The 14752-nt window shown below is 64.0% G+C and carries 17 protein-coding genes; 9 read left to right on the forward strand and 8 right to left on the reverse strand.

The genetic code is table 11. From position 1 onward, the window contains the following. Window positions 1-93: 93 nt before the first annotated feature. Together ACSQ3Y_RS15265 and ACSQ3Y_RS15270 are read right to left on the reverse strand one after the other, a co-directional pair. The gene (locus ACSQ3Y_RS15265; RefSeq protein ID WP_436177909.1) at window positions 94-1785 is read right to left on the reverse strand and encodes a response regulator; all 1692 of its coding nucleotides are present in this window, start codon (window positions 1783-1785) and stop codon (window positions 94-96) included. After that, window positions 1782-3311: an ATPase domain-containing protein gene (locus ACSQ3Y_RS15270; RefSeq protein WP_436177910.1), complete on the reverse strand. Its 1530-nt coding sequence runs from the start codon at window positions 3309-3311 to the stop codon at window positions 1782-1784. The genes ACSQ3Y_RS15265 and ACSQ3Y_RS15270 overlap by 4 nt, the downstream gene beginning before the upstream one ends. 323 nt (window positions 3312-3634) lie before the next feature. Here ACSQ3Y_RS15270 and ACSQ3Y_RS15275 point away from each other — a divergent pair, with 323 nt between their 5' ends. Continuing rightward, a complete protein-coding gene (locus ACSQ3Y_RS15275) occupies window positions 3635-3949 on the forward strand; it encodes a hypothetical protein (protein WP_436177911.1) in 315 nt (104 codons plus the stop codon). Between the two features lie 113 nt (window positions 3950-4062). Here the strand turns inward: ACSQ3Y_RS15275 and ACSQ3Y_RS15280 are convergent, their stop codons facing one another. Further along, window positions 4063-4278 carry a hypothetical protein gene (locus ACSQ3Y_RS15280; RefSeq protein WP_436177912.1) on the reverse strand — a complete coding sequence of 72 codons (216 nt, stop codon included), beginning with the start codon at window positions 4276-4278 and terminating at the stop codon, window positions 4063-4065. A 143-nt stretch (window positions 4279-4421) separates the two neighbouring features. Continuing rightward, the gene (locus tag ACSQ3Y_RS15285) at window positions 4422-4727 is read right to left on the reverse strand and encodes a hypothetical protein (protein ID WP_057202823.1); all 306 of its coding nucleotides are present in this window, start codon (window positions 4725-4727) and stop codon (window positions 4422-4424) included. A gap of 218 nt (window positions 4728-4945) precedes the next feature. Here ACSQ3Y_RS15285 and ACSQ3Y_RS15290 point away from each other — a divergent pair, with 218 nt between their 5' ends. Beyond that, complete coding sequence (locus ACSQ3Y_RS15290) at window positions 4946-5155, forward strand: hypothetical protein (RefSeq protein ID WP_436177913.1); 210 nt, start codon at window positions 4946-4948, stop codon at window positions 5153-5155. A gap of 62 nt (window positions 5156-5217) precedes the next feature. Here ACSQ3Y_RS15290 and ACSQ3Y_RS15295 read toward each other — a convergent pair whose 3' ends face one another. Beyond that, on the reverse strand, window positions 5218-5592 hold the full coding sequence (locus ACSQ3Y_RS15295; protein ID WP_436177914.1) for a MerR family transcriptional regulator: 375 nt from the start codon (window positions 5590-5592) through the stop codon (window positions 5218-5220). A gap of 65 nt (window positions 5593-5657) precedes the next feature. Here ACSQ3Y_RS15295 and ACSQ3Y_RS15300 point away from each other — a divergent pair, with 65 nt between their 5' ends. The 4 genes from ACSQ3Y_RS15300 (at window position 5658) to ACSQ3Y_RS15315 (ending at window position 7408) form a co-directional block, all read left to right on the forward strand. Then, on the forward strand, window positions 5658-6119 hold the full coding sequence (locus ACSQ3Y_RS15300) for an SRPBCC family protein (RefSeq protein WP_436177915.1): 462 nt from the start codon (window positions 5658-5660) through the stop codon (window positions 6117-6119). Window positions 6120-6226: 107 nt separating this feature from the next. After that, complete coding sequence (locus ACSQ3Y_RS15305) at window positions 6227-6526, forward strand: hypothetical protein (protein ID WP_162261402.1); 300 nt, start codon at window positions 6227-6229, stop codon at window positions 6524-6526. Window positions 6527-6776: 250 nt separating this feature from the next. After that, entirely contained in the window at window positions 6777-7190 is a 414-nt protein-coding gene (locus ACSQ3Y_RS15310) for a hypothetical protein (RefSeq protein ID WP_436177916.1), read from the forward strand. 8 nt (window positions 7191-7198) lie between these two features. Then, entirely contained in the window at window positions 7199-7408 is a 210-nt protein-coding gene (locus tag ACSQ3Y_RS15315; protein ID WP_436177917.1) for a hypothetical protein, read from the forward strand. Window positions 7409-8236: 828 nt separating this feature from the next. Here ACSQ3Y_RS15315 and ACSQ3Y_RS15320 read toward each other — a convergent pair. The 3 genes from ACSQ3Y_RS15320 to ACSQ3Y_RS15330 all read right to left on the reverse strand — a co-directional run bounded on the left by ACSQ3Y_RS15320 (window position 8237) and on the right by ACSQ3Y_RS15330 (window position 11635). Beyond that, window positions 8237-9331, reverse strand: a complete 1095-nt coding sequence (locus ACSQ3Y_RS15320) for an acyltransferase family protein (RefSeq protein ID WP_436177918.1) — start codon at window positions 9329-9331, stop codon at window positions 8237-8239. A gap of 262 nt (window positions 9332-9593) precedes the next feature. Continuing rightward, a complete protein-coding gene (locus ACSQ3Y_RS15325; protein WP_436177919.1) occupies window positions 9594-10748 on the reverse strand; it encodes a hypothetical protein in 1155 nt (384 codons plus the stop codon). A 353-nt stretch (window positions 10749-11101) separates the two neighbouring features. Continuing rightward, entirely contained in the window at window positions 11102-11635 is a 534-nt protein-coding gene (locus tag ACSQ3Y_RS15330; protein WP_436177920.1) for a hypothetical protein, read from the reverse strand. Between the two features lie 611 nt (window positions 11636-12246). Between ACSQ3Y_RS15330 and ACSQ3Y_RS15335 the strand changes: the two genes are divergently transcribed. The 3 genes from ACSQ3Y_RS15335 to phoB all read left to right on the forward strand — a co-directional run bounded on the left by ACSQ3Y_RS15335 (window position 12247) and on the right by phoB (window position 14663). After that, window positions 12247-13281: an ABC transporter substrate-binding protein gene (locus ACSQ3Y_RS15335; protein WP_436177921.1), complete on the forward strand. Its 1035-nt coding sequence runs from the start codon at window positions 12247-12249 to the stop codon at window positions 13279-13281. A gap of 88 nt (window positions 13282-13369) precedes the next feature. Beyond that, window positions 13370-13867 carry a protein tyrosine phosphatase gene (locus ACSQ3Y_RS15340; RefSeq protein ID WP_436177922.1) on the forward strand — a complete coding sequence of 166 codons (498 nt, stop codon included), beginning with the start codon at window positions 13370-13372 and terminating at the stop codon, window positions 13865-13867. A 97-nt stretch (window positions 13868-13964) separates the two neighbouring features. Further along, window positions 13965-14663, forward strand: coding sequence for a phosphate regulon transcriptional regulator PhoB (gene phoB, locus ACSQ3Y_RS15345; protein ID WP_436177923.1), 699 nt, complete (start codon window positions 13965-13967; stop codon window positions 14661-14663). Window positions 14664-14752 lie beyond the last annotated feature (89 nt).

Below are 14752 nucleotides of genomic sequence, written 5' to 3' on the forward strand. Positions count from 1 at the left end.
GAACGGCCTGCGACCGTGCGCAGGACAACGCGCATGATGCCCTGGATTTCAGGCCATGCATGTCAGAAGTTTCCTATAAAAAGTGCCGTGCGCTCAGCCCTGGGCCCGCGCCCGCGCCAGCTCGTTGCCCACTGCCGCGTTCAGCGTTTCCAGGTCAAAAGGCTTCTTGAGCACCGATTGCGCGCCCACGAGTTTTTCGACCTCGGCCATGTCGGCGTAGCCGGTGGCCATCAGCACCGGGATGCCGGGGTAGATCTGCCGCGCGGCGGTGATGAATTCGGCGCCGTTCATGCCGGGCATGAGGTAGTCGGCCATCAACAGGTCGGGCATGCGCCGGTGCAGCTCGCGCAGGCCGCTCTCGCCGTCGCTGGCTTCGCGCACGCTGTAGCTGAGCAGTCGCAACCCTTCGGCGATGCCCTGCCTTACGGCGTCGTCGTCTTCCACCACCAGCACCTCGGTGCGGGCCTTGGTGTGCGCAGGGCCGCTGCGGTCGGCGGCTGCGGTGCTGCCGTTGTCGTCGCCCGAGGCGTCGTGGGCCTGCGCGAAGCGCAGCGTGAGGGTGGTGCCTTCGCCCTCGGTGCTGTGCATCTCCACGCTGCCGCCGGACTGGTTGGCAAAGCCGTAGACCTGGCTGAGCCCCAGGCCGGTGCCTTCGCCTTCGCCCTTGGTGGTGAAGAAGGGGTCGAACACCTTGGTCTGCAGGGCCTCGGGGATGCCGCAGCCTGTGTCCTGCACGCTGATGTGCACCTGGCGGCTGCCATCTGCCGCGCAGGGCAGGGCGGTGCGGATGGTCAGGGTGCCGCCTTCGGGCATGGCATCGCGTGAGTTGACGGCCATGTTCAGCAGGGCCATCTCCAACTGGGCGCCATCGAGCAGGGCCCAGGCCTGGCCGTCGCAGATGTCGATGCGGACCTGCACCTTGGAGCCCACCGACACCTCGATCAGTTCGCGCAGGTTGAGCACCATGGCGTTCACGTCGTGCAGCCGGGGCAGCAGGCTTTGCGCGCGCGCAAACGACAGCAGCTGGGCGGTCAGGCGTGCGCCGCGGTCCACCGAATCCTTGGCGCGGCGCGCGTAGTCGGCCAGGCGCTTTTCGGTGGCCAGGCGCATGATGAACTGCAGGTTCAGGTTGACCGCGTGCAGCAGGTTGTTGAAGTCGTGCGCAATGCCGCCGGTGAGCCGGCCAATGGCTTCGAGCTTCTGGCCCTGCACCACCTTGGACTGCATGCGCTCGCGGTCGGCGATCTCGCGCATCAGCCGGTCGTTGGCGTTCGCCAGGTCGCTGGTGCGCGCGGCGATGCGGCTTTCGAGCCCGGCGTTGAGCCGCTCCACCGTCTGTTTCGCGGTCTCCAGGTCGGACAGGTGCCGCCGCGTGGCGTACTGCCGATTGCGCGCCCGCAGTGCCGAGCGCACCGCGCTCACCAGCGTCTCGGGGTTGACCGGGCGCTCCAGAATGACCAGGTTACCGAGCTCGTGCAGTGAGGCGGTGGCGCGCAATGACCGACGGCTGGCCTGGCGCGTGGCCAGCACGACGAACGGAAAATCCGACCACGCGGGCTGGCGCGCCAGGTACTGGCGCAGCGATTCACCCAGGCCGCCCGCCAGCACTTCCTCGGTGAGGATGGCGGCGGCAGCCGCAACCTCCAGCTCGGCCAACAGCGCGGCCGCGTCGGGGCAGACCACGCATTGCACGCCATCGCCGCACACCACCGATGCGATGACCTTGGCGTCGCGCCCGTGGGGCGCCAGAATGAGGACACGGCTCTCCATGCGGTGCCCGGTCATGCGCGCGAATGCGCGTTGTCGCTGTGGCCCAGCAGGGGCTGGCGGCCCGTGTACTGCGCAGCGCCGACGAGGATGCCGTGGAAGTCGGACAGGGGCTTGCCGATCTCGACCCCGTTGGCGCCCAGGCGGAACTCGCGGATGGTGGTCTGGTGCGCCGTGGTGCGGCTCTTGATGACCGAGATGGCCTTGAGCACCTCGCCGCGCGCCTCAAAGAAGCGGTACTGCACCATGGCATCGCTCAGATAGCTCAGGTCGATGTCGGCCCTCATCTCGCCCACGGTGCCGTGCAGCGACAGGATGATGAGCGTGACCACGCCCTTGAGGTTCAGGTACGACAGCAGCTCGTGCATCTGCAGCAACAGGTACTGCCCGCCAGGCATGGCCTGCATGTAGGAGTTGAGGCTGTCGAGCACCACCATCTTCACCCCGTCGACTTCGACCGCATTGCGCACGGCCTGGGCGAACTGGCCGGGTGATACCTCGGCCGGGTCGAAAGAGCGGATCAGCAGCTGGCCCGATGCGATGAAGGGGTCGATGTCGAGCCCCAGGGCCAGCGAGCGCTGGCGCAGGGAGTTGAGGCCTTCGTCGAAGAGGTAAAACGCCACCTTTTCGCCGCGCCGCATGGCGGCCACCGCACAGCTGGTGGCAGTGGTGGTCTTGCCCACGCCGGCCGGGCCGGCCAGCAGCAGGTTGCTGCCGGGCGACAGGCCGCCGCCCAGCATTTCATCGAAGGCAGCCGTGCCGGTGGGGATGGGCGTGCCGTCGAAGCTGCCGCCATGCTCGCCCGCCGACAGGCGCGGAAAGACCACCAGGCCCCCCCGGTCCAGATCGAAGTCGTGGTCGCCGCTGCGAAACCGCACCCCGCGCAGCTTGACCACGCGCAGCTGGCGCTTGTCGGGCCCGTAGGTGTTGGCGTTCTGGTTCAAATGCACCACGCCATGCGCAATGCTGTGCAGCTGCTGGTCGCCTTCGCCCGAGGTCTTGTCGTCGAGCATGAGCACTGTGCAGCCCATCTGCGCGAAAAAGCGCTTGAGGGCGAGTATCTGGCGCCGGTAGCGCAGGGGGCTCTGGGCCAGCAGGCGCAGCTCGGACAGGCTGTCGAAGGCCACGCGCTGGGGCTTGAGCTCACCCACCAGCTTCATCACCTCGCGGGTGGTTTCGCCCAGCTCGAACTCCGAGGGGTGCAGGATGGTCTGCTCTGCGTCTTCGCTCAGCCCTTCGTCACTCACCAGGTCGAAGACCTTGATGCCGTCGAGCGACCAGCCGTGCGACTGGGCCACCTGCTCCAGCTCTTCCGAGGTTTCGGACAGGGTGACATACAGCCCCCGCTCGCCTTGCTCGCGCCCCTCGATCAGGAACTGCAGCGCCAGCGTGGTCTTGCCGGTGCCGGGGCTGCCTTCGACCAGGTAGAGGTGCCGCGTGGGCAGGCCACCGGCCAGCACGTCGTCGAGCCCGGCAATGCCGGTGCGTGCGATGCCTTGCCTGGCGGGTGCGGTTGCGATAGGGGTGCTGAGGGTGCTTGTCAAATGGATCCTTTCTGTGGCCCGCCCCCGCTGGGGGTGGGGCCCGTGCAGCGCATGCATTCCCTGTGGGACAAGGCCAGTCGCGGTAAGGAGCGGCCCGTTGCGCAGATGTATCCAATTTTGAATGGGCGGTGTCGAAACGAAAGTCAGCCCACTTCGGCAGACCAAGGAAGGGCGCGTCCTACAGGGCCCCCTGCGCTGCGGTTGTAGCGCGCACAGGGTGGACGCAGGTAACAGCGGTGTTCACGAAGGATCGGCCAGGGGTTTTTCCTACAGAGGCGCCTCGGGCTTGCCAAGAAACTGGTTGCACCGTTTCAAGTTGACCGATGATCTACCGCTTTCACATTGCACCCATCGACGCACCTGATGCATCAGCGCCTGGCGAAAGGCCGCCAGGCCCTGGCGAAGTGCTGAAGGCCTACAGGCGCCTGAGCGATGCGCTGGGGCAGTTTCTTCAATCCGTGCCGCGCATGGGCATGTCGCTCACCGCAGTCAAGCATGGCGAGCAGGGGCTGGAGATCTGGCTGGACAGCCAGCTCGACGCCCAGAGCGTTCACAACCTCGTGGCATCGTTTCTGCGGGACATGAACCGTGCCACGCCGGGCCTGCAGCTTGCTCTGCGGCAGCGCGTGGCACAGTGAGCCAGTGTTCCGTTGCACCGTGCGTGCGTTGCAGTTCGTTGCAAACCCTGCAGCCTCATCGGGTGTACAGGCAGCCCGGTGTGGGGGAAGTGGGGGCCGGCGCAGGCTGCTGGCTACCCCGTGCGGCGCTGCTTTTGCGCCAGGAATATCCGGCCATACGGCGTGACCGAGTCGACGACGACATGCGGCTCGGGGCTGGCACATGCGACCACCTTGCCCTCGACCAGATTCGCCTGCGCGAGGGCTTTGTAGGCCTCGATGTCGGATTGCTCCACAAGGCGCAAGGGCATGGATTCCAGGGTCAGCCGTCGCAGAAAGATCAGGTCCATGCGGTGTCAGGGTGCGCGCAGCAATGCGCCAGAGTGTCTACTCCCTACAGGGTAAGCGCGTTGGCCGGTTTGGCAAGTGCCTGCATGTAAGGTGCCGTTACACCAAGCAGGCGTTGGTCAGCACCACCGCCATGCCGCCGCCGCTACCCCAACCGCACCTCAAACCGGCTGCCATCGCGCACGGCCAGCCCCCGGTAGCCCGCCAGGCGCGCCACAGAAAGTGCTCGCACCCAGCGCTGCAGCGCCACCAGGTCGTGGGCCGACACATCTTCGGGCTCCACGCGCTCCAGGGCGTCGATGGTGTGCATGGTGGCGGCAATGTCGTCGGGGCTGCCGAACTGGTGCTCCAGGGCCACGGCAAAGCGCACCTCTGCAGCGGTGCGTTCGGCCTGCGCAAGGCCGGGGTAGTCGCACAGGGCGACGGTGTAGGTGGCGTCCAGAACATCCATGGTCAATCTCCAAAATACTGTATGAATTTACAGTATTTCTGCGGCGCGCGGGCAGAAGATTGGTGCAGCCGGGCCAAATAGTGACTGTGCTGGCGGGGCTGCTATGGATTTGCGAGCGCGGGTCGCTCAGGCGGGCGTTGGAGCCCATGCCCCTCGTGCCGCGCGCCCCTGGCATCCCTCGGAGCGAGGAGAATGGTGCTTTAGACAATGAGGTCCCTGTGAGCCCAACCCATCCCCATGCCGAACTCATTGCCTGTTTAAAAAGGGCGCAGGCAGATGCTGCGCGCAAGTTCGGGCTCATCCAGGCGGCTGCGAAGAAAGGGCCTGGCGCTATTCAAGCGGCTGCAGACACCGCAGCCAAGGCCGCGAAGCGCCGGGATTCGTACGCGCAGAAGCTCAAAGCCTTGGGGGTGGACCTGCAGGATTGAGTGGGGTACGGGCTGGCTCGACCCGCTGAAACGACAACGCCAGAGGTGTTTTGTGAGCCACGCTAGTCCTTTGGCAGCCCGTACCGCGCGGCACGGTCTTGCAGGCGCTGCTGTTCGCGCAGCAGCACCTTGCTCACCTTGCGCAGGTTGGCGATCTGGGCCTCGATCGCCGTGCGCTTGTCGGCCATCAGGCGGGCGCCTTTGGCGCAGTCGATGCTTTTGGCGCGCATGGCATCCAGCACCTGGCGAATCTCCTGCAGCGAGAAGCCCAGCGACTGCAGTTGCTGCAGCAGCGCCGCGTCCCTGGCGGCCGACTCGGGATAGTCGCGGTAGTTGTTCTGGCCGCGTTGCACGCCGACCAGCAGCCCCTCGCGTTCGTAAAAGCGCAGCGCGTGGCGGCCCAGGCCGGTGCGGCTTTCCAGCTCCGATATGCGCATCGAATATCCCTTGACTGTAGACCTTGCTCTACAGATTAGCATGGCTTTTTTGAAGAGGGCACACCATGCATTTGCTGGTCGAAAAGACGGTCTCCATCCATCGGCCTGTGCAGGCGGTGTTTGGCTACATATCGAACATGGAGCAGTTTGGCGAGTGGTTCCCGGGCGTCATCGCGATCAAATCGCTCGGCGCGCTTGCCCACGGGCAGCCGGGCAAGGAGTACCTTGAAACCGTGGTCGTGCCGCTCAGGGGGCGCCGGCAGGTCACTCTGCAGGTGCGCGAAGCCCGGGCCCCCGGGTTCTTTGCCACCGAGGGGCGGTTGCTGCCGCTGCTGCCGCGCATGGAGATCTCGCTGCATGCCACGGCGCCGCAGTCCTGCGAACTCACCTGGCGCATGTTCAGCCGAAGCCGCAGCCTTGCCGTCCGCTGCCTGCTGCTCCCGCTGGCCAGGCGGGTCATGCGGCAACGGGCAGGCCGGGGCCTGGCGGCTTTGAAGGTGCGCATGGAGGGGGGTGCCGGTACCTGACCACGGGTGGAATTTGTGCGCTGCGTATTTCGGTCACTTCTGGGCAGTCGGATCGAACTCAGTGGTACGGCGGGGCCGGGGTGAATCGGACACCCATATCGGCGCTTGTGGACATCTCCAGTTCGCTGACGATGGGCACTTTTCCGCTTCGCTCAGTCGCCTTCTTGGGTGATCGAGGGCATGGGCGTGAGCAGCTAGACTTTCGTTGTCGGCCAAAAGCGGTGCGGCACATCGTCGGTGGCGACGCCGTCTTCATGAAAAGGATCTTCAAGGCCATCGGCCAACTGGGCAGCAAGGCCGACGCCGCTGTGCTGGCCAGCCGGTTCGATGCCGCCGCCGAAGATCGACCGGATGTGCTGCAAGCGTTTGAGGCGGCGCTGGCGCGTTGGGAAAAGAAGAAGGTGTGATGCCCGGATCGAGAAGGACGGCTTTGGGCCCAGATCGGTCTATCACCTTGCCATGTGGATCGGCCATTTGCAGTTGTTCGGTTAAAGCCCCGTCCCGCAAGGCAAACACGGCCAATGTCGAACACTTCGCATCTCAAGGGGCATCGCTCCGCTGAAGCCCAGTTTGAAAATCGCGAGCGGGACTTTGGGGCGTGATGGAGGATAATTGGGCTCTTATAACTGTGGCTTATGGAATCACGAGGAAAAAAACGTGCTGTTAACTGATATCGCCGTCGAGCACACGCTGGCGTCTAAAAATGGAGGACCTCGTGAGACGCTTTTTTTGCATCCCTTTACGAATACTCAACGGGATTCTCTGGGTAAATTCGAGATCGTACGTAGCGTGCGTAAGCTTGGGGATAAAGAAGTGAAGTGCTCAATATTCGTTTCGTTTCAGCATTTGGCGGAGTTATATGCAAAGGGGGTGCTCGAAGAATTCGGGTTTTCCGTTCGCATGTGTGCTGCAGGTGGCAAGCACCCCGGTACGAATCCCGTAAAAAAAATACTCCCAACCAGTATCAAACCTGGCTCCACGTTCGACCTGGCAGTTCAAGGCATCGATATTTCAAAACCAGCTACCCGCGAATTGAGAACAGCGTTGCTTCGCACTGACGTCAAGCTTTAAGGGCACCTGTGAATCAATCTGTTGCCGATTTCGAAATCATCGCCACTTTCAAGCGGGCGCAGGCAGATGCTGCTCACAAGTCCGGATTGATCAAAGCCGCTGCAAAAAAGGGGCCGAAGGCCATCCAAGCAGCCGTTGACGCAGCTGCAAAGGCAGCAAAACGCCGGGACGCATACGCAAAGAAGCTGGATGCCTTGGGCGTGAGTCTCAAGGACTGAGAGGCTGAGAATCTTTCGTCCAGGCCCGCCTTGCACGCCAAAACACCCCGGCTCGTCGAAAGCAAATGCTCGCCTTAGAGCGGCTAACAAAACTCAGCGAAGCGGTTCTGGCTAGGCGGTGCGTCGCAGGCAGTACGAGTAGTACGACATGACGCAGCAACGACGTCAGAAGAGTTTTGTTAGCCGCTCTTAGCCCGAGCTATGGCTGTGCTTTGCGCCTAGGAGCGTGCGCGGCAGAAGGCGTCGAAGCGAAACGTCCGAAAACCGAGGATCGCTGGGTAGTACCGACAAGCCCAGGGTGGCCCCCTGGGCGCCGGAGGTAATACCCGGCGAGACCGGTTTGTCGGGCGTTGCAGCCGATGCTCCTTCTGCCGCGCACGCTCCTAGATCCGAGGCGTCTTGGCGCGCCCCTCGGAGACGGCCAAAAAATTCCCAGCCTCTGAGGCGTCATCCGCGGATTTCCGGGACCAGCCGCTGGTCGCAACGGTCGTCGGGCTCGCGCTGCGGTCCGCTGAAAGGCGGGGGAGCCGCTGTTCGCCACCGGCAGTACCTGGCCGATTTTGCTCTTTCGAGATTCATGGCACCCTATCGTGGCGACGTCCGTCAACACGAGACGGCGCCGTCGCACCTTCGATAGGAGCACGCCATGGAGCATGGTTAATCGACTGTCGCATCCCGGACGATCATATGGCCGCTTGTGGAACAGATCGGCTCACAAAACTCTTCTGGCGTCATTGCAGCGTCATTGCAGCGTCTTGTCGTACTGCTCGTACTGCCTGCGACGCAGCGCCTGGCCAGAACCGCTTCGCTGAGTTTTGCCTGCCGCTCTTACGCCAAGGTGCCGGCGGGCACGCGAGTGGTGACCGTGCTCCGAAAGCGTTTGCCAAACTCGATCATGGGTTGCTCCACGGTGTAATACAGCCCGATGCTCAGCAGCAGGGTGGCAACAATGACGGCGAGGTGGGCATCTGCACCGGTCCACTGCAGATTGACATAGACCACAACCATTACCTTTGCGTGGACCAGGTACAGCGAGTAGGAGATCTTGCCGATGTAGCGCACCAGCGCGTCCTGAACAGGCGGCAGTTTGAGAAATAGGATGAACACGCCGGCCAAGCCCACTGCGGCGAGTGGTTGCGGCGCAAAGCCAACGAACCCCTGCCACGGTGACCACAGCACGATAAGCAGCAGCGTTGCAGGCCACAGGATGCCGCTGGGGATGCGCCGGAGCACCCGCTCGTACCGGTAGATCACCGTGCCCAGCACGAAGAAGTACAGATACCCCACGATGTTGGACTTGATCAGCGCGAGCTGCAGCGCAGGTGAGAACTCCACGCCCACGCTACGTGCCTGGCCAAGGTACAGGAAATCCAGCGCTCCGGCGTCGGCCGCCTTGATCCAGCCGATGGACAGCAGCGTGGAGAGGGCCAGCACACCGAGCCAGAAATGCCGCCAGCGCAGTCGGTGTGCCACCACAGCCAAGATGCCCAGGATGCCATACCAAAAAAGCTCTACCGTGAGTGTCCAACCTACATGCACACGATCCAAAAACAGGCTGCTCATTACGGACAGCTGCTGCAGGTTCAGCAGGTTCAACAGGAAATGAGGGTATTCGTTGAGCATCAACTGGCGGAACTCCGGCACCAACGCCATCTCGATGAGCACGATGCCCCCAAGGGCGACCCAGTACACCGGGAAGATGCGAAAGAACCGTGCTTTGGCATAGTCGCCCAAGCTGTTGCGCTCGGCGCTCTGGATGATGAGGTAGCCCGAGATCAGGAAGAACAGCTGCACACCAATACCACCGCCGTGGCGACCGAACAGCGGCACCGCAATGCCGGAGTAAATCGAGAAGTGGTGCAGGGCGACCGAAAGGATGGCGCAGGCCCGCAGGACGTCGATGTTGTTGTCGTGTTGTACCAATTGGAGTGCTCTTCAATACGTGAAGAATTCCTGCTTTAAGGAAGTGGCTTCTTCGAGCCAACGAGGTGTGCGAACGTCCGGCTGTAGCAGGCTGTGGCCATGATCGCTGTGGACCGGTGGGGAGCGAAGCGCAAGCAGCTCTGTGGAAAGCGCAGGTGCAGCCACAGCGTCCGCCGGCGGGCACCTGCCGGGCAGAGTGCGCCGGCCGGCAGCCGGCCAGCGCACGCCGGGCTGGCCCCCGCCGTGCCTTATCCCAGGCGCCTCAGTTGGGCGACTTCAAATAGCAAACCTTCGCCTGGATGGACTCGTCCGTGTCCTGCTCCACACTGGCGATGGTCGGGTAGTCCTTGACGGGGTCGGGCTGGTTGAACGTCTTGCGCGGCAGCAGGCACAGGTACGGGCCCTTGCGCGCCCACACCACACGTTTGGTGCCCGTGCTGCTGGTCTGCGTGCCCCAGAAGGCGGTGAGAGCGCCGCGGGTTTCCTGGCGGTCGAACGCGACGCTTACCGCCGGCCGGCCGGTCAACGCCTCGCTGCCGGGGCTGCAGAACAGGCCCCACCTGGTGACCGAGCCCTGGGTAGCGATGGCACGCAAATCTCCTTCACGCACAATGTTCAGATACTCGCGCGTGCTGACGTCGAAGCCCGAGGAGCAATACTCGGAAGCCCAGGCGCCCTCGGGCGCGGCCAGGGGCAGGCCGGTGCAGGTGACCTGCACAGAGCGCACGTCGCTGCTGGCGCCCACCGTGCCGCTGGCGTTGGCCACGCTGCAGGTCTGGCCGGCCGGCTGCGTCTGCACCTGCACCGCGTAGGCGGCGCCGCTGGCGACCGGCGTGTTGAAGAAAAAGCGCCCATCGGCCTTGACGGTCAGGTTGTCGCCCTGGTTGTTCTGCAGCACCAACGGGCTGCGCGGCACCAGGCCCGTGACCACGCCGCTCAGGTTGCGGGTGCCGGCGGGCAGGCTCGCGCAGCTCACGGACACGTCGGTCATGTTGGCCTCGTTCACCACCTGCCTTGGCTGCGCCACGCTGCAGCGCTGACCCTCGGGGTGCGAGGCAATGGTGACGACTGCAATGCTGAACCTCTCGAAGCGGCGCCCCATCACGAAGCTGCCGTTGGAGGCAACGGTCAGGTCGTCTGCGCCCTGCACCTGCAGTACCAGGTTGCCCCCCTCGCCCAGGCCTGCGACGGTACCTCCCACGGTGTAGCCGGTGATGGGCGGCGTGACGGGCGGCGGGGTCACCGGCTCCGCATCGCCATCACCGCCACCACATGCCACCAATAGCACCAGCGGCAGTGCCGCGAGCGCCAGGCGGGCCGCAGGTGCGCGGCCACTGCGGGGGGGCTGTTGCCGCTGGCGCGGGGCGCGCGAAGGGCTGGGCAATTGGGGCGGGGTGGTGGTAGTCGTCACTGGCATGGTCGAAACCCTCTCGGCTCAAATGATAAAAAAGACAGCCCGCCTGTACAGCGCGCGCAGCAGTGCGGCGGTGCAGTGGGGTCCGCACGCAAGGGTGGGACTGCACCGATTTTTGTCGAACAGCGGTGATTCGTCGGTGCCGGGTGTCACAAAGAAGGTGCGCACACCCATTTGGGCGAGGCCGGGCGATGGGTGGGGCAGGCCCGTGCGGCGGCCGCGGTGGGAAAGATCTTCGGGCGACTTTTTTCGGGGCCGCCCCTGCGGTGCCCTGCGGCGGTCACGGCGGCTGCGCCATGTGCGCGATGCGAAACAGGCGCGGGCGCAACGGGCGCGTGTCGGTGTGGTGCCTGCGGCTACGCAGGGATGCCGTTGTTCACGAGGTAGCCCCCGGTGAAGCGCGGGTCGTCGGTCACCTCGCAGGTGGCGAAGTCCGGCCCCGGGAACGCGGCCAGCTGTTCTGGGGTGTCGAACTCGGCCTCGGCCAGCAGCAGCCCCGCGAGTTCGCCCAGGAACTCGTCGACGACCACGAACACGCCGTCCACCGGCGCGAGCCGGTGCCGCAGCTTTCTGATACGGCGCCCCGGCAGGGAGGTGGCGAGCACGGCAAACTCTTCCTCGGGCAGGTAAATGGACGTGATCAGCCGGGTGTGGATGTCCACGTCCCCCTTGCGCGTAAGCCGCAGCATGGGGGCGCCACCGCCGACCGGGCGGGCCTCCCGCAACCGCAGCCGCGCGCCGGTCACATAGAGGTCGGTGATCGCCTCCGTGCGGTGAATGCGCTCGCGCGGCACCTCGCTGCACAGCCAGCGCCGTTCGCGTTCGATGGCCATGTAGTGTTGCTTGGGGAAGCCCAGGCGTTCTGCGGTCTCCTGGTCGATGCGGTTCACCTGCTTGCGCTCCTCATGGCGCCCCGTGTGGTGGGGCGGGTGCCAGCGTAACCCAAACGATCTACGCGCACTTGCGACGTTATCGGGCCAGCCTGACGATTCCATACGGGTTGAACTTGAAATCGTCCTCCTCATACGTGGAGGCGAGCGTGTGGGTGGCGCGGCGCGTCGTGCCCCCAGAGGTGGACGACGTAAGCCATGGGCTCAGCCTTGGTGATGAAGGTGGAGGGTGCGCACTGCCAAAGGTGTGGGGCGCGGAGCTGCATGGTCGCGCAGAGAAATTTGCTGCATGGCACGGCACTGCTTGCCGGCGCGCTTACCTGGCGCATGTTCATTGCCGGCCAATCAAAAGCACGACTCAATTGCGACGGAGTGATGAAAAAGCAATCAAAAATGGGGTAATCCCGAGGTCACCTATTTGCAACAAATTATTTCCACAATGAACCCATGCCTCCCTGGGGGAAGGTGCAGCCAGCTCAGCAACCGATGGCAAGGGAGTTCCTGTGGAAATCGATTCGGGGCGGAGAAAATGGGTGGGGTACGGCGTGGCAAGCGTGGGCGCTTCATTGTCGGGATGGAGAGGAGTAGCCAAGGGCGCTGAGCCTGATACCGTGGTGGTCACCCAGGTGGTCGACATGTCGCCCCAGCAGCAGGACGTGAGCCGGGACTTCATCGCCGGGTCCAAGGCCGCTTGGCAGACCTTCAACATCAAGGGAGGCCTGCGCGGCAAGAAGGTCCAGCATGCGGTAGTGGAAACAGATGGGTCAAGTGCTGCGGTAAAGAGCGCATGGAACGCCGCTGTGGCGGACCCCCGCTGCATTGGCATTTCCGGCAGCGTGGGCAGCGCCGTCTCCGAGCAGTTGTCTGCCCTTCAGGCGTCAGCAGCAAGTGGCAAGGCGCTCCCCATCGTCGCGCCCTGGCTGCACAACCCGACAGACAAAGGCAGCCGTGATGGCGTGTTCGACATCTTCGCTGGCCAGCACCAGCAGGTCGAATTCGCCGTGCGCTCGCTGGCCATCATGGGCGTTCCCCGTGTGGTCACCATCTTCTCCTCCGCGCTGTACGAGCAGCAGTCCCGAAGCCAGGTGGAGAAAGCCGCGAGCGCCACACGCATTGCCGTTGACTACGTGCCTGCAGCCAGGCTCAGCCAGGTCGGCTACAAGTACCGGCCAGAGGTGCCGGTGGTACTGTTTCTGGGTGGCACGCTGGAACTGCACGAATTCATCCATCAAATGGCCATGCCGGCCGGCCGCCAGTGTTATGTCATCGCGCTGGCGGACGTCAACTTGCAGGTGCTGGCGCAGATGTCCAAAATCCCCAGCCAGATATCGGTGGTGGCCACCCAGGTAGTGCCCCCGGTCACCTCAGGCACGGCGGTGGTGCGCGAGTACCGCGACGCGCTGAGCCGGCTGTTCGACGAAGAGCCCACACCGCAGGGGCTGGCCGGCTTCATTGCAGCAAAGTTCACGGAGGCGGCCATTGCGCGCTCGGCCCAGCCCTGGAGCCGGTCGTCTCTGCTTGCCACGCTCAGAAGGCAGGAAGACAGCGACCTGGGTGGGTTCAATGTGCTGTTCAACAAGGGCATGCGCATCAGCCAGTACGTGACCCAGACCGTCATAGCGAGGGATGGACGGGTGCTTCGGTAGAGAGAATTGAAACCGTTGCCGATCCTCACTGCCACGGATGAATCAGGCGGCCTTTGCCTTGTATCCATGCGATTTTTTCGGAGATTTGATGCCAGATGCCCACGTAGTCGTTTTCGTGTCCCAGCGCAATTCGTTTCGAAGCGTTCTCGCGCGTGCCTGCCTGGAGCATGTGAGCAAGGGCCGGTTCAAGGCCTACTCCTGCGGCAACCCGGCCAAGTTGGCGTGCGAACCCCACGGGCTGGCCCTGCATGCCATCGGCGCTGCGGGCATTGGGCTGCGGCAGGACCAGCAGCACGACTGGAACGAGTTTGCGCGCCTGGGCGTGATGAAGGCACAGTTCGTCATCACGCTGGACGCCAGCGTTCAGGACCTGACGCCCAAGTGGAACGGTCAGCCAGACACAGCCTTGTGGGCCTACCCTGACCTTGTGGGGGGCAACACCGGCACCGAAGACCTTCAGCGAGCAGCCAGTGTGATGTTGTTGTCGCTGCGCCGCCGCCTGGAGATTCTGTCCAGCCTGCCGCTGGCCCACGGGGATCGCACGGCCCTGCGCCACGATGTCAGGGACCTGGGTTACCTCGCTTGAAACCGCCTCAGCCGACACCCATGCCGGCTGCCTGTTCCAGCAATGGAATTGCCCCCACCATGTCGACGGACAGTCGGCTTGGATTTACGCTTGCGCCATGAGACTTCTACCCCGCGTTCTGATCGTCGATGACGAGCCCGCGATTGCGGAATTGATCTCCATCAACCTGCGGCACAACGGGTTTACTCCGTTCTGGGCTGAAGATGGCGAGTCGGCCCAACGGGAGCTGGACAATGAACTGCCGGATGTGATCCTTCTGGATTGGATGCTGCCCGGTGAAAACGGCTTGCTTCTCGCCCGCAAATGGCGCACCGACCAACGCACCAGACGCGTCCCCATCGTGATGCTCACGGCCAGGGGTGACGAGTCGGACAAGGTGGCCGCCTTGGATGCCGGTGCAGACGACTACATCACCAAGCCGTTTTCCACCCAGGAATTGCTGGCCCGCATTCGTGCCGTCATGCGGCGCAATTTCTCCGACCCGGCCAGCGACAAAGTCACCGTCGGACTGCTCACACTCGACGCAGCAACCCATCGCGTCGCATTCAAAGGCCAGCATGTGAGACTCGGGCCCACAGAGTTCAAGTTGTTGCACTACTTCATGACGCACGCGGAGAGAACCCATACCCGCTCCCAGGTGCTGCACACGGTCTGGAATGACGATGCACCCATTGAAGAGCGCACCGTCGATGTCCACGTGAAGCGATTGCGCGACGCCTTGGGAGAGGCTGGCGCCATGATTGAGACTGTGCGTGGTGCCGGGTACCGCCTTGCTGCAAATTTCCAGTCCCGGTAGTAGATGGCTGGGTAGTCGCCGAAGCGGGCGCATTCCCGCAAGTGCAGGCCGGAACGCCGCCGTTGACCGCTGTCGATGGGCGGATCTGT

The sequence above is a fragment of the Acidovorax sp. LjRoot66 genome, from assembly GCF_964253305.1.
Taxonomy (GTDB): Bacteria; Pseudomonadota; Gammaproteobacteria; order Burkholderiales; family Burkholderiaceae_C; genus Acidovorax.